Origin of the sequence: Luteibacter sp. E-22 (genome assembly GCF_049913125.1) — a bacterium.
GTDB lineage: Bacteria > Pseudomonadota > Gammaproteobacteria > Xanthomonadales > Rhodanobacteraceae > Luteibacter.
This window is the reverse complement of sequence record NZ_CP183975.1, coordinates 3702424-3726750: the sequence shown is the minus strand read 5'-3', so window position 1 is coordinate 3726750 and position 24327 is coordinate 3702424. Positions and strand designations below refer to the sequence as shown.

Annotated in this window: 27 protein-coding genes and 1 other RNA gene; 6 read left to right on the top strand and 22 right to left on the bottom strand. The window is 65.4% G+C overall.

Annotation, left to right across the window (positions count from 1 at the left end; all coding sequences use genetic code 11):
• Window positions 1–23 precede the first annotated feature (23 nt).
• The 6 genes from rpiA to ACN9M2_RS16630 all read right to left on the bottom strand — a co-directional run bounded on the left by rpiA (window position 24) and on the right by ACN9M2_RS16630 (window position 2584).
• Window positions 24–680: a ribose-5-phosphate isomerase RpiA gene (rpiA, locus tag ACN9M2_RS16655; protein ID WP_426285740.1), complete on the bottom strand. Its 657-nt coding sequence runs from the start codon at window positions 678–680 to the stop codon at window positions 24–26.
• Window positions 677–1135 carry an EVE domain-containing protein gene (locus ACN9M2_RS16650; RefSeq protein ID WP_426285739.1) on the bottom strand — a complete coding sequence of 153 codons (459 nt, stop codon included), beginning with the start codon at window positions 1133–1135 and terminating at the stop codon, window positions 677–679. The genes rpiA and ACN9M2_RS16650 overlap by 4 nt, the downstream gene beginning before the upstream one ends.
• A complete protein-coding gene (locus ACN9M2_RS16645; RefSeq protein WP_426285738.1) occupies window positions 1132–1743 on the bottom strand; it encodes a 5-formyltetrahydrofolate cyclo-ligase in 612 nt (203 codons plus the stop codon). The genes ACN9M2_RS16650 and ACN9M2_RS16645 overlap by 4 nt, the downstream gene beginning before the upstream one ends.
• Window positions 1744–1852: 109 nt before the next feature.
• Window positions 1853–2035: non-coding RNA, 6S RNA (gene ssrS / locus ACN9M2_RS16640), on the bottom strand.
• Window positions 2036–2042: 7 nt separating this feature from the next.
• On the bottom strand, window positions 2043–2351 hold the full coding sequence (locus tag ACN9M2_RS16635) for a cell division protein ZapA (RefSeq protein WP_167031288.1): 309 nt from the start codon (window positions 2349–2351) through the stop codon (window positions 2043–2045).
• Between the two features lie 8 nt (window positions 2352–2359).
• Window positions 2360–2584: a TIGR02449 family protein gene (locus tag ACN9M2_RS16630; RefSeq protein ID WP_036116258.1), complete on the bottom strand. Its 225-nt coding sequence runs from the start codon at window positions 2582–2584 to the stop codon at window positions 2360–2362.
• A 116-nt stretch (window positions 2585–2700) separates the two neighbouring features.
• Between ACN9M2_RS16630 and ACN9M2_RS16625 the strand changes: the two genes are divergently transcribed.
• Together ACN9M2_RS16625 and ACN9M2_RS16620 are read left to right on the top strand one after the other, a co-directional pair.
• Window positions 2701–3267: a UPF0149 family protein gene (locus ACN9M2_RS16625; RefSeq protein ID WP_426285737.1), complete on the top strand. Its 567-nt coding sequence runs from the start codon at window positions 2701–2703 to the stop codon at window positions 3265–3267.
• 38 nt (window positions 3268–3305) lie between these two features.
• Window positions 3306–4556, top strand: a complete 1251-nt coding sequence (locus ACN9M2_RS16620; protein ID WP_426287943.1) for an aminopeptidase P N-terminal domain-containing protein — start codon at window positions 3306–3308, stop codon at window positions 4554–4556.
• Window positions 4557–4734: 178 nt separating this feature from the next.
• On the opposite strand, the gene cydX is transcribed toward ACN9M2_RS16620, so the two are convergent.
• The 4 genes from cydX to cydP are packed head-to-tail and all read right to left on the bottom strand — an operon-like array spanning window position 4735 to window position 7813.
• Window positions 4735–4872: a cytochrome bd-I oxidase subunit CydX gene (gene cydX / locus ACN9M2_RS16615; protein ID WP_426285736.1), complete on the bottom strand. Its 138-nt coding sequence runs from the start codon at window positions 4870–4872 to the stop codon at window positions 4735–4737.
• A 12-nt stretch (window positions 4873–4884) separates the two neighbouring features.
• Window positions 4885–6015 (bottom strand): cytochrome d ubiquinol oxidase subunit II, encoded by a 1131-nt coding sequence (cydB, locus tag ACN9M2_RS16610; RefSeq protein ID WP_426285735.1) that lies wholly within the window; start codon window positions 6013–6015, stop codon window positions 4885–4887.
• Between the two features lie 11 nt (window positions 6016–6026).
• Complete coding sequence (locus tag ACN9M2_RS16605) at window positions 6027–7595, bottom strand: cytochrome ubiquinol oxidase subunit I (protein WP_426287942.1); 1569 nt, start codon at window positions 7593–7595, stop codon at window positions 6027–6029.
• Window positions 7595–7813 carry a cytochrome oxidase putative small subunit CydP gene (gene cydP, locus ACN9M2_RS16600; RefSeq protein ID WP_371022508.1) on the bottom strand — a complete coding sequence of 73 codons (219 nt, stop codon included), beginning with the start codon at window positions 7811–7813 and terminating at the stop codon, window positions 7595–7597. The genes ACN9M2_RS16605 and cydP overlap by 1 nt, the downstream gene beginning before the upstream one ends.
• Before the next feature lie 139 nt (window positions 7814–7952).
• Here cydP and ACN9M2_RS16595 point away from each other — a divergent pair, with 139 nt between their 5' ends.
• The gene (locus ACN9M2_RS16595) at window positions 7953–9023 is read left to right on the top strand and encodes an acyltransferase family protein (RefSeq protein ID WP_426285734.1); all 1071 of its coding nucleotides are present in this window, start codon (window positions 7953–7955) and stop codon (window positions 9021–9023) included.
• Here the strand turns inward: ACN9M2_RS16595 and pepQ are convergent.
• From pepQ to rph, 8 genes are all read right to left on the bottom strand, one after another.
• Window positions 9008–10339 (bottom strand): Xaa-Pro dipeptidase, encoded by a 1332-nt coding sequence (gene pepQ / locus ACN9M2_RS16590; protein ID WP_426285733.1) that lies wholly within the window; start codon window positions 10337–10339, stop codon window positions 9008–9010. The two genes, ACN9M2_RS16595 and pepQ, sit on opposite strands and share 16 nt — an antisense overlap.
• Before the next feature lie 73 nt (window positions 10340–10412).
• Window positions 10413–11027, bottom strand: coding sequence for a hypothetical protein (locus tag ACN9M2_RS16585; RefSeq protein ID WP_426285732.1), 615 nt, complete (start codon window positions 11025–11027; stop codon window positions 10413–10415).
• Window positions 11028–11084: 57 nt separating this feature from the next.
• On the bottom strand, window positions 11085–11432 hold the full coding sequence (locus tag ACN9M2_RS16580) for a PilZ domain-containing protein (RefSeq protein WP_426285731.1): 348 nt from the start codon (window positions 11430–11432) through the stop codon (window positions 11085–11087).
• Window positions 11429–13636 carry a DUF1631 family protein gene (locus ACN9M2_RS16575; RefSeq protein WP_426285730.1) on the bottom strand — a complete coding sequence of 736 codons (2208 nt, stop codon included), beginning with the start codon at window positions 13634–13636 and terminating at the stop codon, window positions 11429–11431. The genes ACN9M2_RS16580 and ACN9M2_RS16575 overlap by 4 nt, the downstream gene beginning before the upstream one ends.
• Before the next feature lie 114 nt (window positions 13637–13750).
• The gene (gene hemW, locus ACN9M2_RS16570; RefSeq protein WP_426285729.1) at window positions 13751–14908 is read right to left on the bottom strand and encodes a radical SAM family heme chaperone HemW; all 1158 of its coding nucleotides are present in this window, start codon (window positions 14906–14908) and stop codon (window positions 13751–13753) included.
• A complete protein-coding gene (gene rdgB / locus ACN9M2_RS16565; protein WP_426285728.1) occupies window positions 14905–15498 on the bottom strand; it encodes an RdgB/HAM1 family non-canonical purine NTP pyrophosphatase in 594 nt (197 codons plus the stop codon). The genes hemW and rdgB overlap by 4 nt, the downstream gene beginning before the upstream one ends.
• A 4-nt stretch (window positions 15499–15502) precedes the next feature.
• Window positions 15503–16012 carry a GNAT family N-acetyltransferase gene (locus ACN9M2_RS16560; protein WP_426285727.1) on the bottom strand — a complete coding sequence of 170 codons (510 nt, stop codon included), beginning with the start codon at window positions 16010–16012 and terminating at the stop codon, window positions 15503–15505.
• Window positions 16009–16740 carry a ribonuclease PH gene (gene rph / locus ACN9M2_RS16555; RefSeq protein WP_426285726.1) on the bottom strand — a complete coding sequence of 244 codons (732 nt, stop codon included), beginning with the start codon at window positions 16738–16740 and terminating at the stop codon, window positions 16009–16011. The genes ACN9M2_RS16560 and rph overlap by 4 nt, the downstream gene beginning before the upstream one ends.
• A 79-nt stretch (window positions 16741–16819) precedes the next feature.
• Here rph and ACN9M2_RS16550 point away from each other — a divergent pair, with 79 nt between their 5' ends.
• Window positions 16820–17683: a YicC/YloC family endoribonuclease gene (locus tag ACN9M2_RS16550; protein WP_426285725.1), complete on the top strand. Its 864-nt coding sequence runs from the start codon at window positions 16820–16822 to the stop codon at window positions 17681–17683.
• A gap of 23 nt (window positions 17684–17706) precedes the next feature.
• Here ACN9M2_RS16550 and ACN9M2_RS16545 read toward each other — a convergent pair whose 3' ends face one another.
• Genes ACN9M2_RS16545 through ACN9M2_RS16535 form a run of 3 tightly spaced genes read right to left on the bottom strand, consistent with a single transcriptional unit; the run spans window position 17707 to window position 20270 of the window.
• On the bottom strand, window positions 17707–18273 hold the full coding sequence (locus tag ACN9M2_RS16545) for a TetR/AcrR family transcriptional regulator (RefSeq protein ID WP_426285724.1): 567 nt from the start codon (window positions 18271–18273) through the stop codon (window positions 17707–17709).
• Window positions 18274–18285: 12 nt separating this feature from the next.
• Complete coding sequence (locus tag ACN9M2_RS16540) at window positions 18286–18777, bottom strand: DUF302 domain-containing protein (RefSeq protein ID WP_426285723.1); 492 nt, start codon at window positions 18775–18777, stop codon at window positions 18286–18288.
• A 38-nt stretch (window positions 18778–18815) separates the two neighbouring features.
• Complete coding sequence (locus ACN9M2_RS16535) at window positions 18816–20270, bottom strand: amidase family protein (RefSeq protein WP_426285722.1); 1455 nt, start codon at window positions 20268–20270, stop codon at window positions 18816–18818.
• Between the two features lie 380 nt (window positions 20271–20650).
• Between ACN9M2_RS16535 and ACN9M2_RS16530 the strand changes: the two genes are divergently transcribed.
• The gene (locus tag ACN9M2_RS16530; protein ID WP_426285721.1) at window positions 20651–21571 is read left to right on the top strand and encodes a M14 family metallopeptidase; all 921 of its coding nucleotides are present in this window, start codon (window positions 20651–20653) and stop codon (window positions 21569–21571) included.
• Window positions 21572–21573: 2 nt separating this feature from the next.
• Here the strand turns inward: ACN9M2_RS16530 and ACN9M2_RS16525 are convergent, their stop codons facing one another.
• Window positions 21574–22020, bottom strand: a complete 447-nt coding sequence (locus tag ACN9M2_RS16525; RefSeq protein WP_426285720.1) for a nuclear transport factor 2 family protein — start codon at window positions 22018–22020, stop codon at window positions 21574–21576.
• Window positions 22021–22134: 114 nt separating this feature from the next.
• On the opposite strand from ACN9M2_RS16525, the gene ACN9M2_RS16520 reads away from it, so the two are divergent.
• Complete coding sequence (locus tag ACN9M2_RS16520) at window positions 22135–24321, top strand: penicillin acylase family protein (RefSeq protein WP_426285719.1); 2187 nt, start codon at window positions 22135–22137, stop codon at window positions 24319–24321.
• Window positions 24322–24327: the final 6 nt, after the last annotated feature.

Below are 24327 nucleotides of genomic sequence, written 5' to 3'. Positions count from 1 at the left end.
TCAGAGACTGGACGATGGGCGTCTCAGAGTGTGCGATTGCCTACGATGACGACATCGGCCGGCCGCTTGGCGAACAATCCCACGGTGACGACGCCGACGATCTGGTTGAGATCGGCTTCAAGTTCCACGGGATTGGCGATCCGCCAGCCGTGCACGTCGATGATCCAGTTGCCGTTGTCGGTCACCACGCCGTCGCGCCACACGGGGTTGCCGCCGCGGGCCACGATCTCACGCGCCACGTGGCTGCGCGCCATGGGGATCACCTCGATCGGCAGCGGGAACTTGCCCAGCACGTCGACCAGCTTGCTCGCGTCGACGATGCAGACGAGGGTGTCCGACGCGGCGGCGACGATCTTCTCGCGGGTGAGTGCCGCACCGCCGCCCTTGATCAGGCGCTTGTGCGGGTCGCATTCGTCGGCGCCATCGACGTAGAGGTCGAGCCGGCCGGCCGCGTTGAGGTCGATCACGTCGATGCCGAGCTTGCGCAGGCGGGCGCTGGAGGCTTCCGAGCTGGATACGGCCGCCTTGATGCGGTCACGGTACTGCGAGAGTTCGTCGATGAAGAAATTCACCGTGGAACCGGTACCCACGCCGATGATCCCGTCCTTGAAGCCACCATCGCCGACGAAGCGGAAGGCGGCGGTTTCGGCGGCAAGGCGTTTCTCGTTGTCCTGGCTCATGACTTTTCCAGTTTCAGGATGAAGTCCCAATCGCCCTTGGCCACGGGCATCACCGACAGGCGGTTACCCTTTCGCACGAGCGGCATGTCGACGAGTTCGTCGTATCCCTTCAGTTCCTCCAGCGAGATCGTGCGCGCGAGCTTGCGCTCGAACTTCACATCGATCAGGACCCAACGCGGTTCCTCGCGCGTGCTCTTCTCGTCGTAGTACTTCGACTTGGGGTTGAACTGGCTCTCGTCCGGATAGGCGGGCGAGGCCACCGTGGCGATACCGACGATGCCAGGAACATCCGTGTTGGAATGGTAAAAAAAGACCTTGTCGCCGACCTTCATGCCGTCGCGCATGAAATTGCGCGCCTGGTAGTTGCGCACGCCATCCCAGGGTTCGGTGCCTTTGCGCTTGAGGTCGTCGATGGAGAAGCTGTCCGGCTCGGACTTCATGAGCCAGTATTTCATGCGTTGGCGCCCGTGCAGTCGATCAGTTCCTTGTCGGTCGCGATGTAGTCGAGCGAGATGTCCCACTCGGCGGTCTCGATCGCATCCAGCTCCTGGAAGTCGTAGCCGACGCCAACCAGCAAGGGCCGTGCCGGACGGGGCTGCTCGCGGAGGAATTCGAAGCTGCGGTCGTAATAGCCACCACCGAAGCCGAGGCGATTGCCACCCCGGTCGAAGCCCAGCAACGGCACCAGTACGAGGTCGAGCTTGCTTGCCTCGATGATGCGTTCGGCGGCCTTCGGCTCGGGAATGCCCATTTCGTTGGCCTCGACGTCCTCGCCGGTGGTCCAGGGCGCGAACGTGAGCCGGCGCTTGCCGCCCGACTTGGTGACGATGGGCAGGTAGAAGGTCTGGCCGCGTTCGGCCATGGGGGCGATGGCGAGGTTGAGTGGCAGCTCGCCGCCCGTGGCCCAGTAGCCGGCCACGTGTTCATCGGTGAGGAATTCGGGCAGCTGCTCCAGGGACTGGCGCAGTCCCTGTGCCGCGGCGACGCGCTCCGCCGGCTTCAGCTGGCGGCGGCGCTGCACGAGGTCGGCTCGCAGTTCACGTCTCTCGGGTAGCTTTGACATGGGTCGTTCAGCCGAACGGCACAGGCAAGGTTGCCGTCGAGCCGCCCCCTCCGGTGCCGCGGAGGGGACGCTGACCGGTCTGGAACCGGCCGGCCGGCGAAATAAGGAGGCGTTCTCCGCGATGCCGCTGCGCACCAAACGACCTTGATCCAAAGGATCAGGTGGGAGGGCTACGCAACTTCAAGGCTTTCCGTACGAGGCGGACATGCACAACAGTCGCGAAAAGCCGACCCGGGGTCGTATGTAGGAACAAGGCAAATGTAAAGTGCGCTGGCGAACACCGCAGGGAACGCCCGCCGCTATTTTACCGATGCGTCGAGCAGACCATCAAGCTTTCTTCGCAGGGAGGCCAGTCCGTCGGTCAGCACCTGTTCCTGCGAGTCGTGCTCCTTGCGCAGCGTGAGGAGCTCGTGAGCGATGCTCACGGCCGCCAGGACGGCGATCCGGTCGAAACCGGGAACCTTCGCGTTCGATTTCAGCTCGCGCATCTTGCCGTCGAGGAACTGGGCGGCGGCGATCAGCCCGGGGCGTTCTTCCGGGGCGCAGGCGATATGGAACTCGCGGTCGAGCAGGCGCAGGGATACCGGTTCGCTGGCGGTGGCATTCATGAGAGGTATCAGCCCGTGTTCTCGAGCGCCTTCAGGCGCTGGATCATCGCTTCCACACGGCTGCGCGCCTGTTCGTTGCGCGCCATCAGCCCTGCACGTTCGTTCGCCAGCTGTTCCTGGCTATGCCGCAGGCTGCGGTTTTCCTCGGTCAGCCGGCGGACGGTATCGACGAGCCGGTCGAGCGTCGCGCTCAGGGCTTCCAGTTCGGTCTTGAAGGCATCCGGGTTCGTCATGCGCGGACTATATAACAGGATGTCCGGCGTTGTCGGCAGGCCGTGAAGGCGAAGGCGCCAGCGAGGTGAAGGCGGCTGCATTAGACTTCGGGTTCGCGTATCCAGGAGTAGCCGTCATGTCGGCCAACCAGACCGTCGATCCGGAAGAGATCGCCGAGCTTATCGCCCGCTGCAAGCTGTCCGTGTCGGTCAGCGAATTCCATGGTGCCCTGGTGGGTTACCTCAGCGCCGGTGGCCACTTCCCGCATGGCTCCGTGCTGGGGGCTCTGCAACTCGAGCCCGATCCGGAGCCGAGCGACAAGGAAATGGCCATGCTCACCCGCCTGCGGCATCAGACCGAGGAATGGCTGGCCGACCCCGAGCTGACTTTCTCGCCCTGGCTACCCGACGACGACGCGCCGGTCCCGGAACGCGCCGGGGGTCTCAGGGAGTGGGTCCAGGGTTTCCTCGGCGGCTTCGGCCTGGGCGGTTCGGTGGAGGTCAACCGGGGCATGAGCGACGATGCGAAGGAAGTCCTGCAGGACATGGCCGGCATCGCCACGGCGGATTTCGAGTTCGATGCGGATGACGACATCAACGACGAGAGCCTGATCGAACTCGAGGAATTCGTCCGTGCCGGCGCCATGTTGTTGCACGCCGAGCTGAGCCGCGCGTCCCGACCGGCCAACGACACCCTGCATTGATCGCCGCGGCCGAGTACGCCCGGCGCCGCCGGGAGCTGATGCGCATGGCCGGCGAGGACGCGGTGCTGATCCTCGCCGCCGCTCCGGAGCGCATGCGCAATGCCGACGCGCCCTGGCCTTACCGGCAGGATTCCGATTTCCACTACCTTACCGGGTTCGACGAGCCGGAGGCCGTACTGGCCTTGTTGCCGGGCCGCGCCCATGGTGAAAGCGTACTGTTCTGCCGCGAGCGCGACGCCGATCGTGAACGCTGGGACGGCGAGCGCATGGGCACGGACCGCGCCGCACGGGAATTGCGCCTGGACGACGCCTTCCCGATCGACGATATCGACGACATCCTCCCGGGCATGATCGAGGGCCGGGCGCGCGTCTACTGCCACTTCGGCCAGGAACCCGACTTCGACGCCCGCCTGCTCGGTTGGATGCGCCGCTTGCGCACGGCCCGGGGCGGTGGCGTCGTGCCCAAGGACCTGGTGGCCCTGGGGCATTTGCTGCACGACCTGCGCCTGTTCAAGTCACGTGACGAACTGGCCCTCATGCGCCGTTCCGGCGAGGTGGCCGGTGCGGCCCACCTCGCCGCGATAGCCATCGCCCGGCCCGGCGTGGCCGAGTACGAGGTGGAGGGCGAGATCCTCCGCACCATCCGCGGCCGTGGCGCGGTGCCCGCCTTCCCACCCACCGTTGCCGGTGGCGCCAATGCCTGCATCATGCATTACCAGGCGAACCGCGCCACCCTGAAGGATGGCGACCTGCTCCTGGTCGACGCCGGTGCTGAGGTGGATTGCTATGCCTCCGACATCACCCGCACCTTCCCGGTCGGCGGGCGATTCAACAAGGAACAGCGCGCGCTTTACGACATCGTGCTGCAGGCCCAGTTGGCGGCGATCGACGCGGTCCGCCCCGGCCGTTCATTCGGCGATGCCCACGACGCCGCCGTGCGCGTCATCGCGGAAGGCCTCTGCGCGGTGGGCCTCCTTCGCGGCGGCGCCGACCGGATCATCGCCGAAGGCAGCTACAAGACCTATTTCCCCAGCAAGACGGGCCACTGGCTCGGCCTCGATGTCCACGACGTGGGCGATTACCGCATCGACGGCGAACCGCGCGTCCTCGAAGAGGGCATGGTTGTCACGGTGGAGCCGGGGATCTATGTGCCGCTGGACGATAAGCGCGTGGACGAACGCTGGCGCGGCATCGGCATCCGGATCGAAGACGACGTGGCGGTGACCAAGGGCGCCCCGGAGGTGATGACGGCGATGGTTCCGAAGTTGCCCGAGGCCCTGGAGCGCTGAGCCGACCCTGTGGTGGGCAGCCGACCTTGTGGGAGCCGCTTCAGCGGCGATCCCGCGACAGCGGGCAAGGTTGGAGCAAGCACCCATCGCCGACAAGGTCGGCCCCCACCAAGCCGGGGCAAGGCACGCCTGCTCGCCCCCCTCCGGTGGGAGCCGACCCTGTCGGCGATGCTCTACCTCAAGACCCCTCGCGCTTCGACATCGGCTCACGCGCACGGCTCGCCTCGTCGTCCGAGTGCACCTCGAACCACACCGCGTTGAGGATGCCGAAGGTGCAGGCCAGGCCAAGGCCCAGTATCCAGGCGAAATACCACATGGCGTTGCTCCTTCAGTACAGGTTGTGCGACTTGCGCACGTGTTCGAGAGTGACGCGGCCACGCATCACGCGATACACCCAGCCCGTGTAGAGCAGGATGATCGGGATGAACACCACGGTGACGCCGAGCATGATGAGCAACGTGCCGCGACTGGACGAAGCGTCCCACACGGTAAGGCTCGACGCGGGGTCCAGCGACGACGGCATCAGGAAGGGGAATAGCGCGAGCCCCGCCGAAAGGATCGTGCCGGCAACGGCGAGGCAGCTGGAGAAGAAACCGCCGAAGCCGCGCCGGCCGACGAACAGCTGGACGCCGAGCGCACCGGCGAAGGCGAGTACCGGGGCGGCCCAGAACGCGGGATGGGTCATGTACCCGGTGAACCACGACGCGCCCACCGCCACCTGCTTCGCCAGCGGATTGGACAACCCGCCGGCCACCACCGGTCCGGAGATCGCGTATCCGGGAATGCCGTAGGCGAGCCACACGCCGGCCAGCACGAACAGGACGAGGTAAACGAGCGAGGCGATGCGCGCGATCTTCGCCGCACGTTCCGCGATGACATGGTCGGCCTTCATCGCGGCCCAGCTCGCGCCGTGCGCCAGCAACATGCTGAGGCTGACCAGCCCGGAAAGCAGCGCGAACGGACGGAAGAGGCCGAAGAAGCCACCTTCCCAGGACATGCGCAGATCGCCGTCGTAGCGGAACGGCAGTCCCAGGAAGAGATTGCCGAAGGCCACGCCGCACACGAGCGTCACGATGACGCCGGAGGCGATCAGGCAGTAGTCCCATACGGCCTTCCATCGGGGATCGGGCATCTTCTCGCGGAAGTTGAAACCCACCGGCCGGATGATGAAGGCCACGAGCAGCACGAACATCGCGACATACAGGCCGGAGAACGATGCCGCATACAGTAGCGGCCACGCGGCGAACACCGCGCCGCCACCGAGGATGAACCACACCTGGTTGCCTTCCCAGGTGGGCTCGATGGTTTCCAGCAGTACCGTGCGCTCGTGCTCATCCTTGCCCAGCACGCGCAACAGTGCCGCCACGCCGAAGTCGAAGCCGTCCATGATCGCGAAACCGATCAGGAGGACGCCGATGAGCGCCCACCAGATGATACGCAGGGTGTCGTAGTCGAACATGAGGTTCTCCTTCAGGCCGTCTGCGCGGTAACGGGGATGGTGTCCGCCTGCTTCGGCCACATGCCGAGCCCGTCGGGGCCCTTGCGGGCGAACTTCACCATCAGGTAGCCATCGATGACGGCGAGCGCGGTGTAGAAGAGGACGAAACCGCCGAGTGAGATCCAGACCTGTCCGGCGGTGAGCGACGATGCCCCCAGTGCCGTCGGCAGCACGCCTTCGATCGCCCAGGGCTGTCGGCCGTATTCCGCGACGATCCAGCCCAGCTCCGCCGCGACCCACGGCAGCGGAAGGCTCCACAATGCGGCGCGGAGAAAGCCCCGTCCGTCGAGGCGGCGCTTGCTGGCACGCCAGAACGCATAGGCGAACAGCGCGATGAAGTAGAGGCCGCAGGCCACCATGATGCGGAACGACCAGAACAACACGGGAACATTCGGAATCGTGCTGTCGGCGGCCTTCTGGATATCGGCCGGCGTGGCCTTGCGCGGATCGTCGATGAAGCGCTTGAGCAGCAGGGCGTAACCCATGTCCTTGTCGTGCGCGGCGAGGATCGCCCTGGCCTGCGCATCGTCCTTGTTCTCGCGCAGGACGAGCATCGCGTCGTAGGCCTTGATGCCGTCGGCGATGCGCAGCTTCGCATCGTCCACGAGGCTTGCGATGCCGATGATCGGTTCGTCCAGGGACCGGGTGCCCATCAGGCCCATCACCCAGGGAATACGGATGGCCGCATGCGTTTCGTGCGTCTTGACGTCGGGCAGGCCGAACAGCGTGAAGGACGCTGGCGCCGGCTCCGTTTCCCACATGGCCTCGATCGCCGCCATCTTCATCTTCTGGTTCTCGGACACGGTGTATCCGGATTCGTCACCCAGGACCACCACCGACAGGGACGCGGCGAGGCCGAAGCTCGCAGCGACCGTCATCGAGCGCTTGGCGAACTCGATGTTGCGCCCGCGCAGCAGGTACCAGGCGCTGATCGAGAGCACGAACATCGCACCCATCGTGTAGCCGGCGCTCACGGTGTGGACGAACTTGGACTGCGCCACGGGATTGAAGATCACTTCGCTGAACGAGGTGACTTCCATGCGCATCGTCTGCGCATTGAACGCCGCGCCTACCGGGTTTTGCATCCAGGCGTTGGCGATGAGAATCCACAACGCGGAAAGGCTGGTCGCCAGCGCGAGGAACCAGGTCACCAGCATGTGCTTGACCGGCGAGATGCGATCCCAGCCGAAGAAGAACAGACCCACCAGGGTGCCTTCGAGGAAGAAGGCCATCATGCCTTCGATCGCCAGCGGCGCGCCGAAGATGTCGCCCACGTAGTGCGAGTAATACGCCCAGTTGGTGCCGAACTGGAATTCCATGGTGACGCCCGTGGCGACTCCCATGGCGAAATTGATGCCGAACAGCACGCCCCAGAACTGGGTCATGCGCTTCCATATCTCGCGCCGCGTCATCACGTACACGCTTTCCATGATGGCGAGCATGAAAGCGAGACCCAGCGTGAGGGGAACGAAGAGGAAGTGGTAGAGCGCCGTCAATGCGAATTGCAGGCGTGACAGGCCGACGACATCGGGGTCGACGATCATGGCTTGATTCCCTGGGTGGAGGCGGAAGCGGGCGCGAGCACCCGGCCGATGCCGGCGGGCGACACGTCCGCGCGGGGCAACGGCCGGATGGCCACGTACCAGATGAGCATGAGCACGGCGAGCTTGGCGACGACGATCACGGAAAGCTCGAGGACGAGCTTTCGCAGTGGCTTGTCACGCCATCGGCGGCGCCTGGGTGGACTGTCGACGACCATTGGTGCGACTCCCTCGTTCCTGCGAACATCTGCACGGCATCGTAAGCCGGGCATGCCCCGCGCGGCCGATGGCCGATTGTCGCAACCGGCTGACCGCGTATCCTTCCACCTTCCCCTTTTTGCCGCAGCATATCCCTCCATGGCCGAGAGTAAAGTGCGTTACGCCTCAGTGGACGTGCTGCGCGGAATGACCGTGGCGGCCATGCTGCTGGTCAACGACCCAGGCGACTGGGGTCATGTCTGGTGGCCCCTGGAACATGCCCAATGGAATGGCTGTACACCGACCGACCTCGTTTTTCCCCTGTTCCTCTTCATCGTGGGGGTCTCGGTGTCGCTGGCCATCGTGCCGCGGATCGACGCCGGCGCGACCAAGGCACCGATTCGGCAGGCGGCCGTGCGTCGCGCGCTGCGCATCGTCGGGCTGGGCCTGTTGCTGAACCTCGTCGCCTGGCTCGCGATCCCCGAGGCCCACCTGCGCTTGCCGGGCGTGCTGCAACGGATCGGCATCTGTTTCGCGGTGGCGGCCCTGCTTGCCGTGGACACGCGACCGCGCACACGGGACATCGTCTTCGTCGCGCTTCTTGCCGTTTATGGGGTGGTGTTGCTAGCCGGCGGCATGGAGCCGTGGACGAACCTGGTCAGCCGCGTGGATGCGGCGGTGTTCGGGCCGTTCGTCTATGCGACCGATCCCGCCACGGGACGCGGGCACGACCCGGAGGGCCTCCTTGCGACCCTGCCTTCCCTGGCGACGACCTTGCTCGGCATGCGTGCCGGGGCATGGCTGCGCACCGGTGAGATGCGCAAGCTGGTGGTCGCGGCGTGCGTGTGCCTAGTCTTGGGATGGTTCGCGCAGTGGCTGTGGCCGTTGAACAAGAATTTGTGGACGCCCAGCTACGTCCTCTGGACCGGCGGCTGGTCGTTCGCCTTGTTGGCGATCGTCCATGAAGGGGTCGACCGGCGCGGCTGGCGTTTGCCAGGCCGCGCGTTCGGGCTCAACGCCATCGCCGCTTATGCCGGCTCCGGCCTGATGGTCTATCTGCTGATCGCGCTGGGCGTGACCGGCCCGTTGTACCGCCATGCCTTCGCCGCGTGGATGACACCCCTGTTCGGGCCGTACGTGCCGTCCGCCGTGTGGGGTGTCGTCTTCGTCGCCGTGTGGTGGCTGGTGGTGCGCCGGATGGATCGACGCGGCATCTACCTGAAGGTCTGAAGCGCGAACGCGTCCCGGGTGAGGTTCTCCGGCGCATCCGCGGTGCAGACCACGTCGTCTTCGATCCGGATGCCGCCGTACTTGCGGAACGCTTCCACCTTCGCCCAGTCGATATCCGCCGCGAACGGTTTGTTCTTGAGTTCGGCCAGCAGCATGTCGATGAAGTAGAGGCCGGGCTCGATCGTCACCACCATGCCGGGTTCGAGTTTTCGGGTGAGGCGCAGGTAGGGATGCCCTTCCGGCTTGGCGATCGTGCCACCGGTTTCGGAGGCCTGGAATCCTGCCACGTCGTGCACCTGCAAGCCGATGCCATGGCCGAGGCCGTGCGGGAAGAAGGCGGAGGACACGCCGGATTCCACGGCGCTTTCCGCGCTCATGCGGATGAAGCCATGCTCGCGCAGCACGCCGGCCAGCACGTGATGGGCATGCACATGCAACTCCGGGTAGCTCTGGCCCGCACGCACCTTGGCCACGAACGATCGCTCGGCGGCATCGACCGAGTCGATCAGGGCCTGGAATTCGCTCGCGTGCGCGCCCGCATACGTGCGCGTGATGTCGCTTGCGTAACCCGCGGCGCTGGCACCCGCGTCGATCAGGAAGGAGCGGCTTTCGGCGGGCGCCTTGCGGTCGAAGTTCGTGTAGTGCAGCACCGCGCCGTGCTCGTTGAGGCCGACGATGCTGGCGTAGGGCAACTCGGCGTCGATCTGGCCCACGGCGGTGAGGTAGGCGAGGTGGATGCCCAATTCGCTTTCGCCGTCACGGAAGGCTCGTTCGGCGGCGCGGTGGCCGCGCGTGCCGCGCCGGCTGGCTTCGCGCATCAGTTCGAGTTCGTACGGCGTCTTGTAGGCACGGTGGTAATGCAGGTGGTCGATCACCGTGGCGGGGTTGTTGGCGCATACGTCCTGCAGATTGCAGAACTGGTCGCCGATGATCGCGCAACGCGAGAGCGCGGCCGGAAGTTCGGCGATGGCGTCGGCGGGCTTGCGCACCACGACGATGTCGAAATGGTCGACCCAGTAGCCCGAGGGTGCCTCGGGAACCACGTGCCAGTAATCGCGTGGCTGGAGGAAAACCAGTTTCGGCTTCTCGCCCGGCGTGTAGACCAGCCAGCTTCCGGGCGTGTCGGTCAGCGGCAGCCAGTGCTTGAAATGCGGGTTGGTGACGAACGGGTAGTCCTGGTCGTCCAGGAACTTTGTGATCGGGCGGCCGGCCGGTACCACCAGGTGGTCGAAACCGCCGCGCGCCAGCGCGGTGTCGGTGCGCTCGCGCAAGGTGGCGAGGTGTTGCGGGTAAAGCGCGGCCAGCGCGTCGTTCATCGGGGGTCTCCGGAGCGTGGGGCAAACCGCAATGGTGCGCTTCCGCCAGCCCATCGCCAACCCCGGAACGCCTTCAGGCCTTGGCGAACACCACGGTGTAGTCGCCTGCGATATCGCCCAGGCGCTGTCGTAACGCGGTGGCGGCGTGTTCGTCGCCGTCGCGAGTGAGACCCTGGAGGTGTGCACCGTACAAAGTGATGGCGAAGTGGCCCACGGCGAAATCGTTGGCGGGCGACCGCCAGAGGTGCAGAGACGTCCATGTGGCGCAGGAGGGGCAGGCCACATAGGCGGAATCGGGTGCGTCGCACCACACCGCGAGTGCTTCCTCCAGGGCTTCGCTGCCCTCGTCGCCAGGTGCCAGCGTCTCCCGGCACTCGGGACAGCGGATGACGAAGCTGCCGTCGTAGCGGCAGAAGATCCCGTTCTCACGGCCGCCGTCCACCAGGCGCGCTCCGCCGTTGCCGTCCTCGCGCCAGCGGTGTCCGCTGGCATGCAGGCCGATGGCCCGGATGCCGGTGTCGGCCATGAGGCGCTCATCGATCACACGGAACCGCGTTTCCTCGTCGCCGATGGGCAGGGGCGAAATGGTGCCGTCCCCGACGAGGTGCAGGTACAGGCTGGTCGCGGCCGCCGCGGCGTCGTCTCGCTCGAGGTCGGTGTCGACCAGGATGGTGGTGGCATCGCTCATGAGAAGCGATGGTGGTCCTCCATGTGGGGCGTCGTAAAGCATGGGAGAGGCTTCCGTTCAGTCCGCGGGTGGTCCGATCCACTCGTCGATGGCGCGCACGTCGTCTTCACTCGCCGCGACGATACGGTATCCGGCCCAGTACTGTCCCGCCGATGCGGCCGGTTCGTGCCACTGCTCCTGGATGCCGATCTCGACCCTGTGTTCACGATGTTGGGCATCGGGAAGGGTGAAGACCACTTGTTGCACCACGCCACTGCGCGGCGCATGGCCGACGAGCAGCATCAGGCCGGTGGCCGAGAGGTTGCCAAGCTGACCGACCACGCCTTCGCTCATGACGTCGATTACCGGCATCGGCGAGCTGGCCCGCTTGCGCGGCGCGCGGCGCTGTTCGAATTCGGATTTCATGCGCGGCCCGCCAGGCGTGACTCGCCGGCGCCTTCGCGGCGGAGGTTGCGTGCCACCGCCTGCCATGCGCGGTCGACGATGGACATCTTCTGTTCCTTCCATTCGCGCGCTTCGCCCTTGGCGATCAGCCGGGCGAGGCGGGTGAGATCCATGTCCTCGCCGCGGCCACCGCGCTGGTTCACGAACAGGCAGCGGCCAGTGGTCGGAGAGAACCACGCGAGCTTGCGCAAGGCGATGCTCCCGTCGGCCTGGACGAACTCGAACCAGGTGCCGAAACGCAGGCTGGCGAGGCCGTCGTACACGGCACGCGCGGCCGGATCGAGCGGGGTCGGCTGCACCGGACCCACGGGTTCACCGTGCGCGGTGCCCTCGCCCAGGCGTGGACGCTGCTTGAGCCGCACGGCGACATCCGTGGGTGTCAGGCCATCGTCGCCGTGCCGCGCGGGGCCATCGAACAGGCCGGCCGCGACCTGGGCGGCTTCGGAGGGATGCATGCCCAGGTGCTCCAGCCCGCGCTCCACGTCCTGGCGCAGCTTGCGCGCGTCGGCAACGGGGCGCCGGCCGAGCAACTGGTCGGTGACGCCCAGGCAATAGAGGAAGGCTTCGCCGTTCTCGCCGCCACGCAGGATGTGCAGGGCGAGCACGTCGGCCCACGTGCGTTCGAGCAGGATGCGCAGTACGCCCCGGGGTGCGGCGCCACGGACCATGCGTTCGGTCATGATGTCGGTGGCGCGCTGGCGCGCCCGTTCCAGCCGGTCGCGTCCTTCCATGGCTTCGATCTGGCGTCGCTCGGCGACATGCGCCTTGCGCGACAACAGGGCGATCTGTTGCTCGATATCGGACCGCCATGCAGGATCGATCACCTGGGCGTGGCTGGCTTCCACGACCAGTCGCTCGAGGCGGTCGACCAGGGCCGCATCCGGTTCGCCCTCGGCCGGGTCGAGCCAGTGGTGCGCCGCCTCGCTCACGGTATCGAGCAACTGGCGCGCGGGGTGCTCGGGCCGGTCGAAGAAACCACGATCGTTCACCGCCGCGCGCAGCATCGGCCACTGCAGCCCGCCGAGGACGGCGTGCCCCGGGCTTGCCGCGCCGAGCTGCTGGCCCAGGCTCTGGAACAGGCGCGCGGTGAGCTCCACGGTGTCGCCTTGCTCGATGGTGAGTTCGGCGACCGGTGAACCGGCCGGGCGGGCGCGGTTCAACTGATGGATCAATTCATCGCGCAGCGCCTGCGCGCTGCGGATTTCGCGTTGCGCCGCGTCGGTGACATCGACGACATGGCCTTGCAAGGCGAGCAGGGCGGTCTGCAGCTCGTCGTCCGACGCCAGTCGGCCCGGTGCGAAACCTGCGCCGCGTCCGGTTTCCACGCGCCGGGCGAGCAGGCTGCGCAGGCTCTCCAGTACGCCGATGTGGCCTTTGACGAGCGTGGCGGTGCTCGCATCGGGCGGCGCGCCACCCGTGGCCGGCTCGGCGGCATTCGCGCGACGCTCGGTGGCGGGAGCCGGGGCGACGCGCACGTTCGGGTAGACGCGGAAGCCCGGCAAGATGCCGCGCGTGCGGAAATGTTCGTTGAGTGCGCCGTAGAAGGCCTCGCCGTGGCCGAGCACGCGCGCGTCCACCGCGTGGAAGAGAAGCAATCGATGGGCGGTCGACAAGGGCATCGGCGTGATGGCGTCCTTCAGCGCGGCGATGAGCGCACGTGGCCCGGCAGGCAGGGACTCACCTTCGAGCGGTGGTGTCCCCGCCAGTACCGCAAGTCGATAGCCCAGTTCGAACAGGCTGCTGGCGCTGCGCGCTTCGCCGCGCGCCGCCATGCTCGCCAATGCGTCGGCCTGTTCCTGCTCCTCGGGATCGACCAGGCTGAGCGTCAGGTGTTCGGCTGCGGCGGAGGCCTTCTGTTCGCTCATGTCGCCGAGCCGGCGGAAGCGCTCCGATACATGGGCCGCGAACCGGTTGCGGAAGCCGGGGCCATCGCGCTCGACGATATTCCGGCTTTCGAAGCAGGCCTGTTGTTCGAGATGGTTGCGACTGCTTTCCGCGGCGGCGAACAGGCGTTGGTCGAAATCGCGCAGCGAGTCGCGCAAGGGCATGTCCAGCCAGGTGAGGCACAGCGACAGCCCCTGCTGTGCTTCGCGTTCCGCACGCGGCGACAGGGCGACGGGATGCGGTCCCGTCCGGCCGTACGGCGGTTGCGTACCTGCATTCATCCGAAGAGGTCCTCCCCGACCTTGCCTGTGAGTTTAGGTGTCCATCCCATGCAGGCGCCAGCGTGCCGGTGGCCCGCTTATGGCTTAGGGCGATTGGAATAGGCAGCGGACCGGTCAGGCCATGAACGCTTCGATCACGTCGTTCAGGAAGCGCTGGCCCAGCGCGGTGGTCTTCAGCGTCGCGGCATCCTGGACCAGCCAGCCCTTCGCCACGCAGGCCGCCATGGCGGGCGCTATGACGGCCTGCGACAGGCCGGTCCGTTCGGCGAAATCGGCCATCGGGACGCCGTCGACCAGCCGCAAGGCGTTGAGCATGTATTCGAACGGCAGGTCGTCGAGGGCGACGAGGTTATCGCCGCCGATGCGGGCGGGCTGGCCGGCGCTGGCGAGGTAGGCCGCGGGCAGCCGGGTTTTCCATCGCCGGCGCACGCCGTTCGCATCGCTGATCTTCCCGTGGGCGCCGGCGCCGATGCCCAGGTAATCGCCAAAACGCCAGTAATTCAGGTTGTGCGCGCAGCGCCGCCCCGGCAGGGCATACGCCGACACTTCGTATTGACCGTATCCCGCTTCACCGAGCCGGGCTTCGCAGGCTTCCTGGATCGCCCACGCAGCGTCGTCGTCGGGCAGTGGCGGCGGGTTGGCGGCGAAGGCGGTGTTCGGTTCCAGGGTGAGCTGGTAGTGGGAGACATGCGTCGGCCCCAGCGCGAGGGCGCGTTCGACATCGTCGAGCGCGCCGGCCAGGGTCTGTTCGGGAAGGGCGTACATCAGGTCGATGTTGATGTTCCCGATGCCGGCGTCTTGCGCCTGGCGAACCGCGTCGGCGGCTTCGCCGGCCGAGTGGATACGGCCCAGCCGGCGCAGCTTGTCGTTGTCGAAGCTTTGCACGCCGAACGAGATGCGATTCACCCCGGCCGCGAGGTAACCATCGAAGCGTCCGTGCTCCACGGTGCCGGGATTCGTTTCCAGGGTGACTTCCGCATCGGTGGCGAACGCCAGGCGTTCGCGTGCGCCATCGAGGAAGCGGCCGACCAGTTCCGGGGCGAACAGGCTGGGCGTGCCGCCGCCGAAGAACACGGTGGCGATACGGCGTCCGTCGAGTGCCGTGCCGAAATCGCGCAGGTCCGCATCGAGGTCGGCCAGCAGGGCATCCACATAATCGGCATAGGCGGGCGTGCCGCGTACGCCATGCGAGTTGAAGTCGCAGTACGGGCATTTGCGCACGCACCACGGCATGTGCACGTACAGCGAGAGCGGCGGTGGGAGCAGGTTCATGCCAGTTCGGCGAAACGCGCCTTGAGCAACGCCAGGGCCTGGCCCCGATGGCTCAGGCGGTTCTTCCGCGCCGGTTCCAGTTCCGCGGCGGAAACGTCGTGGCCATCGGGGAGGAACAGCGGGTCGTAGCCGAAACCACCTTCGCCACGCGGCGCTTCCAGGATGCGCCCGTGCCAGCGGCCTTCGGCGATCAGCGGTGCGGGATCGTCCGCATGGCGCAGCAGGACGAGCACGGCGATGAAATAGGCACTGCGCCGTTCCGGCGGCACGCCGCCGAGTTCGCGCAGGAGCTTCGCGTTGTTCGCGGCGCTGTCGCCGTGGGTTCCCGCATAGCGCGCGGCATATAGCCCCGGCGCGCCGTTCAACGCGTCGACGCAGATGCCCGAGTCGTCGGCGAGCGCGGGCAGGCCGGTGGCGCGAGCCGCGTGGCGAGCCTTGATGAGGGCATTCTCGACAAACGTGAGGCCGGTCTCGTCGGCATCGTCGACCCCGAGCGAGGTCTGCGCCACGAGTTCCACGTCGCTGCCGGCCAGCAACTGTTCCAGTTCGATCACCTTGCCGGCATTGCCGGAAGCCAGGACGATGCGCATCGGATCAGAGCCCTTCGGAGAATTCGGGGGCGTAGTTGACGCGGCCGCGGTAACCCGCGAGACCTTCGACCGTCAGTGGCAGCACCTGGAAGGCATTACCGCCTTCGAAGGCGTCGTGCAGGCCATGGCTGGAGGCCTTGCTGAAACCGAACGCCGCGTAATAGACCGGTGAACCGAGCACGAAGATGGCGCGCGCCTCGCGCACGAAGCAGGCACCGATACCTTCCTCGATCAGGGCGCGGCCAAGCCCTTGGCGCTGGTGCCCGGGCAGCACGGCGACAGGGGCCAGGCCCAGGGCCTTGCCATCGTCGCCTTCCTCCACGGTCACCGGCGAGAACAGCACGTGGCCGAGGACGGCATCGCCTTCGTCGACCGCCACCAGGGAGATCGTGTCTCGGCCGGCGGCCACCAGGCGGCGGACCAGGCCGGCCTCGGCGTCGCGGCCGAAGGCGGCACGGTGCACGGCGAGGATCGCCTCCAGGTCGGTGGCGGTGGCGGCGCGGACTTCGGTCATGGGGTGGCCTCGAGGGCGGCACGTTGCGCGGCGACCAGTTCGTCGATGCCCTTGGCGGCGAGATCCATCAGCACGTTCATTTCCTCACGGCGGAAGGCATGGCCCTCGGCCGTGCCTTGTACTTCGATGAAACCGCCGCCGTCGTTCATGACGACGTTCATGTCGGTATCGCAGTTGGAATCCTCGGCATAGTCGAGGTCGAGTACCGGCACGCCGTTGTAGATGCCGACCGACACCGCGGCGATGGCGCCGAGGATCGGATTCCGCTTGATCGCGTTGCGCCGGGTCAGTGTCGCCACCGCGTCGACCAGGGCGACGTAGGCCCCGGTGATGGCCGCCGTGCGCGTGCCGCCGTCGGCCTGGATCACGTCGCAATCGAGCGTGATGACGCGCTCGCCGAGGGCGGCGCGGTCCACGCAGGCGCGCAGGGATCGCCCGATCAGGCGCTGGATTTCCATCGTGCGGCCACCCTGGCCGCCCCGGGCGGCCTCACGCTGGGTGCGGTCGGTGGTGGCGCGGGGCAGCATGCCGTACTCGGCGGTGACCCAGCCCTCGCCCTTGCCGCGCAGCCACGGTGGCACGCGCTCCTCGACGGAGGCGGTGCAGAGCACCTTCGTGTCGCCGAAGGACACCAGCACGGAGCCCTCGGCGTGGCGGGTGTAGTGGCGTTCGATGCTGACGGCGCGCAACTGGTCGGCAGCGCGGCCGCTCGGACGGGAAAAGGTCATGTGAGGCCTGATTTGGGCACGGACGGTGGGTCAGTTTACCATTGCGCTCTTTCCTCCACGCGCGAGCGAAGGCAATCCGATGATCCGCAGCATGACCGCCTATGCCTCCGCCGAGAGCGCCGGCCCGTCCGGCACGCTGACCTGCGAGTTGCGCACGGTCAACCACCGTTACCTCGAGATCAGCCCTCGCCTGCCCGAGGAAATGCGCGGCTTCGAGAGTGCCGTGCGCGAGCGGATCGCTGCGCGGCTGTCACGTGGCAAGGTCGACGTCACCGTCCGCCTGCGCGCTGAAGCGGGTTCGGGCGAGGGACTTCGGGTGAACGGCTCGGTCTTGTCGCGCCTGTCCGAGCTTGCGTTGGACCTGGAGCAGCGGTTCCCGCGCATGCATATCGAGTTCACCGAGTTGCTTCGCTTCCCCGGTGTGTTGCAGCAGCCGGAAACCGACGCCGACGCCTTGCAGGGTGCGCTGCTCGAGGTGCTCGACCGCGCCCTTGCCGTCCTGGGCGACACCCGTGGCCGCGAAGGCGCCAAGCTGGGCGACATGTTGCGCGAGCGCCTGGACGCCGTCGACAAGATCGTTGGCGACGTACGCGGGTGGATTCCGGAAATTCGCGCGGCATTGCGTTCCCGCCTCGAAGCGCGCCTCGCCGATATCCGCCAGCCGGTCGAGCCGGGCCGCCTGGAGCAGGAACTGGTCCTGCAGATCACCCGCATCGACGTGGACGAAGAACTCGACCGCCTCGCCACGCACATCTCCGAAGCCCGCCGCGTGCTGGCGCTGAAGGAGCCGGTCGGGCGCCGGCTCGATTTCCTCATGCAGGAATTCAACCGCGAGGCGAACACGCTGGGGTCGAAGTCGGTGGATTCGCGCACGACCAACGCCGCCGTGGAGCTCAAGGTGTTGATCGAGCAGATGCGCGAGCAGGTGCAGAATATCGAGTGATATCTCCCGTCGTCTGAAGCGAGTTATGCCTGGGTTACAGCCATCGCCAGGGCTGCTCTGACGCCGCTCTCGATCGTCTTCTCGGCGAGCCCTCGATCTACGACAGCACGTGCGATCTGAAGCGTTCCCACCATGAGCGCGAACATGGTGAGCGCCGTGGCGTGGGCCTTCTTTTTGTCGCCGGAAAGGAGTCGAGCTAACTCAGATGTGTAGCTCTGAAGTCCGTTCTCATAGGCCTGTCGAGCTGGAGTCGGCTGCCTTGCGATCTCCGGGAGCAGTGCAGCTGAGGGGCAGCCGTTGGCACAATCAGTCACATGGTCAAGATTCAGATAGTCGCGAATCGCGGCTTCAAGTGCCTGTTGGCGACTCATTGCATCGCGGCGATCTGCAAGTGCTTCCACCAGGGTTTCGCGAACCAGCACATCCTTCGATGGAAAGTGCGCATAGAACGCACCGTTAGTCAGGCCGGCGTCGGTCATGATGCCGGCTAAGCCAGAAGCCGCGATGCCCTTGGATCGCAAGTGCTGCGAGGCAACCTCCAGGATGCGACGACGGGTCCGCTCCTTGTTACCCTTCTCGAACTGTTGCATATCGGTTCCCATTTACCCGGCGGCTAGAAGCAGGGCCGACTCCAATTCGCGGTCAAGGTACAGGCCCACCTCGGTAACTTGGGGATCGCCGAACTGTCCGAAAAGAGACGACGGCAGATCATACTCGAACACCGTGTCACCTTCGTCCGATTCGAAGAGTGTAATTCGCAAGGGCGCGTACAGCGACGCGCGGATATCGTGCCGAGTCATCTTTACCGCCGTTGTGGGGTTGCCCACCACGTACTGGATCGCGTTTCGCGGACCGACGGCTACGGTTAGCGTGCGGCCGTGGTCGCGCTTTGCGAAGATATAGAGCTTGGGGCCTTTCTCCTCGATCTCGCGGACCCCCTCCTTATCGCCGCTGCCCATCATCTGAAGAAGACTGTCCGGCAGAGGAGGAAGGATACGCTCGATGTTCTCCTTGACTATTGCGAATGGCACGCTGGATGTAATGCGGACGTGCTCTACGGCCACCGTACGCCTGCTGATGTTGTGGTTGGTCATTGCGTTAACTCCTGACTTTTTTCGACAAGACTGTCATATCAACGCGGCTTCGTGAGATCACTGAAAACGTGTTCAACGAGCTGTGCTATGGAAAGAAGCCGATTGTCGTCGCCGTGCTGACCGTCCAGCTCGACACCAAAGGGCAGTCCCTCATGAGACGCGCCGGTCGGAAGCGTGATGGCCGGGAGGCCTGCAATATTTGCCGGCAAGGTATGGTTGGCGAGGGCAGTGAAATTAACGGTTTTGTCGCCGAGCCTGAACTCGAAGCGATCCTCGATGGAGGGCGCCGTCGTCGGCGTTGTAGGGAAGATCAGTGCGTCCGCACCGCTCCTTGCGAACGCATCCTTGAAGCGGCGCTTTATCTCATCACGATGCGTGGTGCGGGCCGTCTCGTACAGGTCGTGCGAAGGGGTGAACTCGCCATGGGGAACCACGCGCTGCTCCCAAGTAGCCTTGAGAAACGGTTGGATGCCACGATGGATATAGTCAAAGCTCGTTGGCACGTGGTTGGTTTTGAGAAATTCGATAATGGACGATCGTGTTTCATGGAAGAACAAGGTCCATGCGGTCTGCTGGGTTAGCTCAGCAAAGTCGCTCCCAAGATCGATCTCGATCAGATGGACACCGGCGTCGAGCAGCCTTCGCGAAAGCTCGTGAAAATGAGCGTCGACATCAGGGGTTATCATCGCTTGAAATTGCCTCGGGGCGATTGCCAGTTTCACGTCCCGCAAATCCCGCGCACTGGAGGCGATGCGTGGGAATCGCCCCCGTGTAATGACACCATCAATAAGAATGCTGTCGTCAACGCTTCGCGTAAGGACGCCGATCGTATCGAGCGTATGCGAAACAGGGGCCACGCCGTCAGATGGCCACCGGCCATTGGTCGGCTTGTAACCCACAATGCCAGTCAGCGATGCCGGGACGCGGATTGATCCCACAGTGTCGCCACCGAGCGAAGCAGGTACCAGCCTCGCGGCCACAGCTGCGGCGGACCCGCTCGATGATCCGCCCGAAACATGGTTACGGTTGTGGGGATTGAGCACTTGGCCATGGCGCGAGCTGTCGCCTGTCAGGCCATACGACATGGCAACGAGGTTGTTCTTGCCAAACACGATCGCTCCGGCTCCCTTGAGGGCCGCGACCGATGCGGCGTCACGTGTAGGGACGAAATCGAAGTGCTCCAACCCGAATGTGGTTCTAATGCCTTTGGTTAGATAGCTGTCTTTTACGCCAACTGGCACGCCGAGAAGCGGAAGAGAAAGACCTTCAGCGCGAAGCTTGTCCGCCTTGCGAGCTCGTTCCAGGACTGCGGTGTCGTCGATGGTCACGAACGCATTTAAATCTGCGTTCGCCCGGCTTCGTTCAAGGAGCGCCGCGGCGTAGAACTCTGAAGTCATGGAGCCCTCACGGATGGCAGCCGCAGCTTCAGCGACGCCGAGCTTCGACACATTCACAGAGTCAGATTGGTCGTGGAATTCGATAGGTTTGCTCATGAAAGCCTCTTCTGGTCGGCGGTCAGGACGGCTGCCCGCCAGCGTCACTTAGATGACGATATCAATATTATGATCATAATATCGAAGTCCGATCGTAAGTCAATAGGCCATGCGAACGGTGGTTATCTCTGGAAGCGCAGGATGTGACGGTAGCCCAGCACTTGCGACTTATAGCGAAGAGGACGGCGAGGGCTGCAAATAGCCGAGTGGGTGTTCTGGGACATCCTTACGGCTTATCGTCCGCCTACCCAGTCGGGCCAGCATCTCCCTTCACGACAAGGATGCCATCAAGTTAGGGAAGGCCTCGGCTACACCGATACGGCGGCGACATGTCGCGCGGTGATAAAGTGACGACCCTTTCGACAAGGATTCCTCCTGCCATGAACAGCCAACCGTCGTATCCCATCGGTAACCACGGACAGCCGTGGGGTGCCGTGGAAATCGCCGACTGGCGTTCGCGACAGGTGAAGCGGCGCAGCTATGCCGCGGATGTCTTGCATGCGTTGGAGCCCCTGCGCGAACGCTTCGACGTGGCGGAGTACGGCGTGCTCGACTATGCCGGCGAGCACTACCCTTTGGTGGCCGTCCGCAGCCGCGATTGGCGCGATGAACTGCCGCTCATGCTCGTGACCGGCGGTGTGCACGGTTACGAGACCAGCGGCGTGCACGGGGCATTGCAGTTCCTGCGCGACCACGCCCAGGAGTATGCGGGACGCGCCGATTTGCTGGTGGTGCCCTGCGTCAGTCCCTGGGCCTATGAGCGCATCCATCGCTGGAATCCCGATGCGATCGATCCGAACCGGAATTTCCGCGAGGGAAGCTCTTCGGGTGAGGCGGCGGCGCTGGTGCGCTTGTTGGCGCCGCTGCACGGTCGCGTCCTCATGCATATCGACCTGCATGAAACCACCGACTCCGACGAGTCCGAATTCCGTCCCGCCCTCGCCGCGCGCGACGGCAAGGATTTCGAGCCGGGGGAAATCCCGGATGGCTTCTACCTCGTGGACGATACGGAGAATCCCCAGCCCGCATTCCAGCAGGCGGTGATCGAAGCGGTGGCCAAGGTCACGCATATCGCACCCGCCGACGCGCGCGGCGAGATCATCGGTTCACCGCAGGTGGCACCCGGCGTCATCGAATACGCATTGAAGGCGCTCGGCTTGTGTGCTGGTATTACCGGCGCACGCTACACGACGACCACCGAGGTGTATCCGGACAGCCCGCGGGCCACGCCGCAGCAGTGCAACGATGCGCAGGTGGCGGCGGTATGCGCGGCGATCGACTACGCGTTGGCTCATCGCTGACGTCATTGCGGCGTGGGCAATCGTGACGCGTGGCTGGCAACCAAGACCCAGCCGCCCGGCTTGCGCACATAGGTATCGGTGAACTGGAAATCCAGTGCGTAAGGTGTGCCTTCGGCCTTGCCCTCCACCCGGGTGATGCCGGTGGTGACGGCCGCATCGCCGTACAGGCGCACTTTCACATTGCGGTTGCGGAACACGTCGTACTTCGTTCCGTTGCGTAGGTCGGCGACCTCGTCGGCTCGCGTGGTGACCTTGCCGGTGGAACTGGTGAGCGTGAAGGTCGGGTCCAGGTGCCGCTCCAGCCAATCGGCATCCTCGCGTTCGAAGGCCGCGCAGATATCGTGGTCGGCCTCCAGGATCTTCCGAAGGTCGTCCTTTTCCGCAGACACGGCCGGCATGCTGGCGAAGAGCAAGGCTGGCAACAACGACGAAAGCAGGGCGGTGCGCATGGGCGTCTCCAGGCAGTGTCGGGCAAACGTATCGCAAGTTGGCCTTACCGGCACTTGACGCACCCTCGATCCGCGCGGCTAGGATCGACGATCCATCCAGGGGAAGATGCGTCCATGTCCGTTCGCCACATCATGCTCGCCGTGTCGCTGGGCGGCTTGCTCGCCACCCCGGGCGTCCATGCCGCCGCGGACGACGCGGCCCGCTGGCGGCACGAAGCCCAGGCCGTCACCATCGTTCGCGACGACTGGGGCATCGCGCATGTCCATGGCAAGCGTGATGCCGATGCCGTCTTCGGCATGGCCTATGCCCAGGCCGAGGACGACTTCAATCGCGTGGAGGCCAACTATCTCACTTCGCTGGGGCGCACCGCCGAGGCCGAAGGGGAGTCCGCACTGTGGCAGGATCTCCGGCAGAAGCTATTCGTCGATCCGGAGGCGTTGAAGGCCGATTACGCGCGGAGCCCGGCGTGGCTCAGGGCGTTGATGGATGCCTGGGCGGACGGGCTCAACTACTACCTCGCGAGCCACCCGGAGGTGCACCCGCGCGTGATCCGGCACTTCGAGCCGTGGATGGCGTTGAGCTTCAGCGAAGGCAGCATCGGCGGTGACATCGAGCGAGTGAAGACGGCCGACCTGCAAGCGTTCTATGGGAAGGATCCTGCCGGTGCGCTGGCGCAGTTCGTGCCGCCGTCGAGCTGGACGGAGCCGACGGGTTCGAACGGCATCGCCATCGCACCGAAACTCACGGCGAACGGTCACGCGCTGCTGCTGATCAATCCGCACACCTCGTTCTTCTTCCGCTCCGAATTGCAGATGTCGAGCGACGAAGGACTGGACGCCTATGGCGCGGTCACCTGGGGCCAGTTCTTCATCTACCAGGGCTTCAACAAGCATGTCGGCTGGATGCACACCTCCACCGGTGCCGACGTGGTGGATGAATTCACCGAGACCATCCAGCGCAAGGACGGCAAGCTGTTCTATCGCTATGGCAAGGAGCTTCGTGTGGTGACGTCCCGCGAGATCGTGGTGCCGGTACGAATGGCCGACGGATCGCTTGCGGAGCGCCGCTTCACCGTCTACGCGACGCACCACGGCCCGGTGGTTCGTTCGGAAGGCGGCAAGTGGATTGCCGTGGCGCTGATGAACAAGCCGCTGGACGCCCTGCAACAGAGCTGGTTGCGAACCAAGGCTGACGATTACGCGACCTACATGAAGGTGGCGGAGTTCAAGGCGAACTCATCGAACAACACGATCTACGCGGACGACAAGGGCAACATCGCCTACCTGCATCCGCAGTTCATCCCGAATCGCGACGATCGCTTCGACTATACGAAGCCCGTCGACGGCAGCGATCCTGCGACCGACTGGAAGGGAACGCTTCCATTGGACAAGGCGCCACATCTGTTCAATCCACCGACCGGGTGGATCTTCAACACCAACGACTGGCCGTACTCGGCCGCCGGTCCCGACAGCCCGAAGCAGGCCGACTACCCGCGCTACATGGATTCCGTCGGGGAGAACCCGCGCGGTTTGCACGCGACGCGCGTCCTTACGGGCCGGCGCGACTTCACGCTGGCCTCGCTGATCGATGCGGCCTTCGACCCGTACCTGCCGGCGTTCGCACGGCAGCTGCCGATCCTGATCGCGGATTACGACGCGCTTCCCGCTGCCGATCCCTTGAAGCGGCAGCTCGCCGGGCCCGTCGCGCTCCTGCGTACCTGGGATTACCGCTGGGGCATCGCGTCGATGCCGACCTCGCTCGCCGTGTTCTGGGGTGACATCCTGTGGGACAAGGCGAGCAAGCTGGACACGGCGGAAGGCTTGTCGGTCTACGACGTGATGGCGGAGAAGGCGGGTCCGAAGGTGCGGTTGAATGCGCTGGCCGAGGCGGCGGATCGTCTGGAGAAAGACTTCGGCAGCTGGGGCGTTCCCTGGGGCGAGGTCAACCGCTTCCAGCGCGTCGACGGCGCGATCAAGCAGCGCTTCGACGATGCGAAGCCGAGCATCCCCGTGCCGTTCACATCGTCGCGCTGGGGCTCGCTGGCCTCGTTCGGCGCGCATCGCTGGCCCGGCACGAAACGGTACTACGGCACCAGCGGCAATAGCTTTGTCGCGGTGGTGGAATTCGGTGACAAGGTGCGTGCCCGCGCCGTCACCGCCGGTGGTGAAAGCGGGGACCCGACCTCGAAGAACTTTAACGACCAGGCCGAGCGCTATACAACCGGGAACCTGCGGAAAGTCTATTTCTGGCCGGAGGATCTGCAGGGGCATGTGGAGCGGACGTACCGCCCTGGTGAGTGAATGCGT

Bases quoted from the DNA above. Each gene is read 5' to 3' on its own strand.
- rpiA (WP_426285740.1), bottom strand. From the start codon at position 680: ATGAGCCAGGACAACGAGAAACGCCTTGCCGCCGAAACCGCCGCCTTC.
- ACN9M2_RS16650 (WP_426285739.1), bottom strand. From the start codon at position 1,135: ATGAAATACTGGCTCATGAAGTCCGAGCCGGACAGCTTCTCCATCGAC.
- ACN9M2_RS16645 (WP_426285738.1), bottom strand. From the start codon at position 1,743: ATGTCAAAGCTACCCGAGAGACGTGAACTGCGAGCCGACCTCGTGCAG.
- ACN9M2_RS16635 (WP_167031288.1), bottom strand. From the start codon at position 2,351: ATGAATGCCACCGCCAGCGAACCGGTATCCCTGCGCCTGCTCGACCGC.
- ACN9M2_RS16630 (WP_036116258.1), bottom strand. From the start codon at position 2,584: ATGACGAACCCGGATGCCTTCAAGACCGAACTGGAAGCCCTGAGCGCG.
- ACN9M2_RS16625 (WP_426285737.1), top strand. From the start codon at position 2,701: ATGTCGGCCAACCAGACCGTCGATCCGGAAGAGATCGCCGAGCTTATC.
- ACN9M2_RS16620 (WP_426287943.1), top strand. From the start codon at position 3,306: ATGCGCATGGCCGGCGAGGACGCGGTGCTGATCCTCGCCGCCGCTCCG.
- cydX (WP_426285736.1), bottom strand. From the start codon at position 4,872: ATGTGGTATTTCGCCTGGATACTGGGCCTTGGCCTGGCCTGCACCTTC.
- cydB (WP_426285735.1), bottom strand. From the start codon at position 6,015: ATGTTCGACTACGACACCCTGCGTATCATCTGGTGGGCGCTCATCGGC.
- cydP (WP_371022508.1), bottom strand. From the start codon at position 7,813: ATGGTCGTCGACAGTCCACCCAGGCGCCGCCGATGGCGTGACAAGCCA.
- ACN9M2_RS16595 (WP_426285734.1), top strand. From the start codon at position 7,953: ATGGCCGAGAGTAAAGTGCGTTACGCCTCAGTGGACGTGCTGCGCGGA.
- pepQ (WP_426285733.1), bottom strand. From the start codon at position 10,339: ATGAACGACGCGCTGGCCGCGCTTTACCCGCAACACCTCGCCACCTTG.
- ACN9M2_RS16585 (WP_426285732.1), bottom strand. From the start codon at position 11,027: ATGAGCGATGCCACCACCATCCTGGTCGACACCGACCTCGAGCGAGAC.
- ACN9M2_RS16580 (WP_426285731.1), bottom strand. From the start codon at position 11,432: ATGAAATCCGAATTCGAACAGCGCCGCGCGCCGCGCAAGCGGGCCAGC.
- ACN9M2_RS16575 (WP_426285730.1), bottom strand. From the start codon at position 13,636: ATGAATGCAGGTACGCAACCGCCGTACGGCCGGACGGGACCGCATCCC.
- hemW (WP_426285729.1), bottom strand. From the start codon at position 14,908: ATGAACCTGCTCCCACCGCCGCTCTCGCTGTACGTGCACATGCCGTGG.
- rdgB (WP_426285728.1), bottom strand. From the start codon at position 15,498: ATGCGCATCGTCCTGGCTTCCGGCAATGCCGGCAAGGTGATCGAACTG.
- ACN9M2_RS16560 (WP_426285727.1), bottom strand. From the start codon at position 16,012: ATGACCGAAGTCCGCGCCGCCACCGCCACCGACCTGGAGGCGATCCTC.
- rph (WP_426285726.1), bottom strand. From the start codon at position 16,740: ATGACCTTTTCCCGTCCGAGCGGCCGCGCTGCCGACCAGTTGCGCGCC.
- ACN9M2_RS16550 (WP_426285725.1), top strand. From the start codon at position 16,820: ATGATCCGCAGCATGACCGCCTATGCCTCCGCCGAGAGCGCCGGCCCG.
- ACN9M2_RS16545 (WP_426285724.1), bottom strand. From the start codon at position 18,273: ATGCAACAGTTCGAGAAGGGTAACAAGGAGCGGACCCGTCGTCGCATC.
- ACN9M2_RS16540 (WP_426285723.1), bottom strand. From the start codon at position 18,777: ATGACCAACCACAACATCAGCAGGCGTACGGTGGCCGTAGAGCACGTC.
- ACN9M2_RS16535 (WP_426285722.1), bottom strand. From the start codon at position 20,270: ATGAGCAAACCTATCGAATTCCACGACCAATCTGACTCTGTGAATGTG.
- ACN9M2_RS16530 (WP_426285721.1), top strand. From the start codon at position 20,651: ATGAACAGCCAACCGTCGTATCCCATCGGTAACCACGGACAGCCGTGG.
- ACN9M2_RS16525 (WP_426285720.1), bottom strand. From the start codon at position 22,020: ATGCGCACCGCCCTGCTTTCGTCGTTGTTGCCAGCCTTGCTCTTCGCC.
- ACN9M2_RS16520 (WP_426285719.1), top strand. From the start codon at position 22,135: ATGTCCGTTCGCCACATCATGCTCGCCGTGTCGCTGGGCGGCTTGCTC.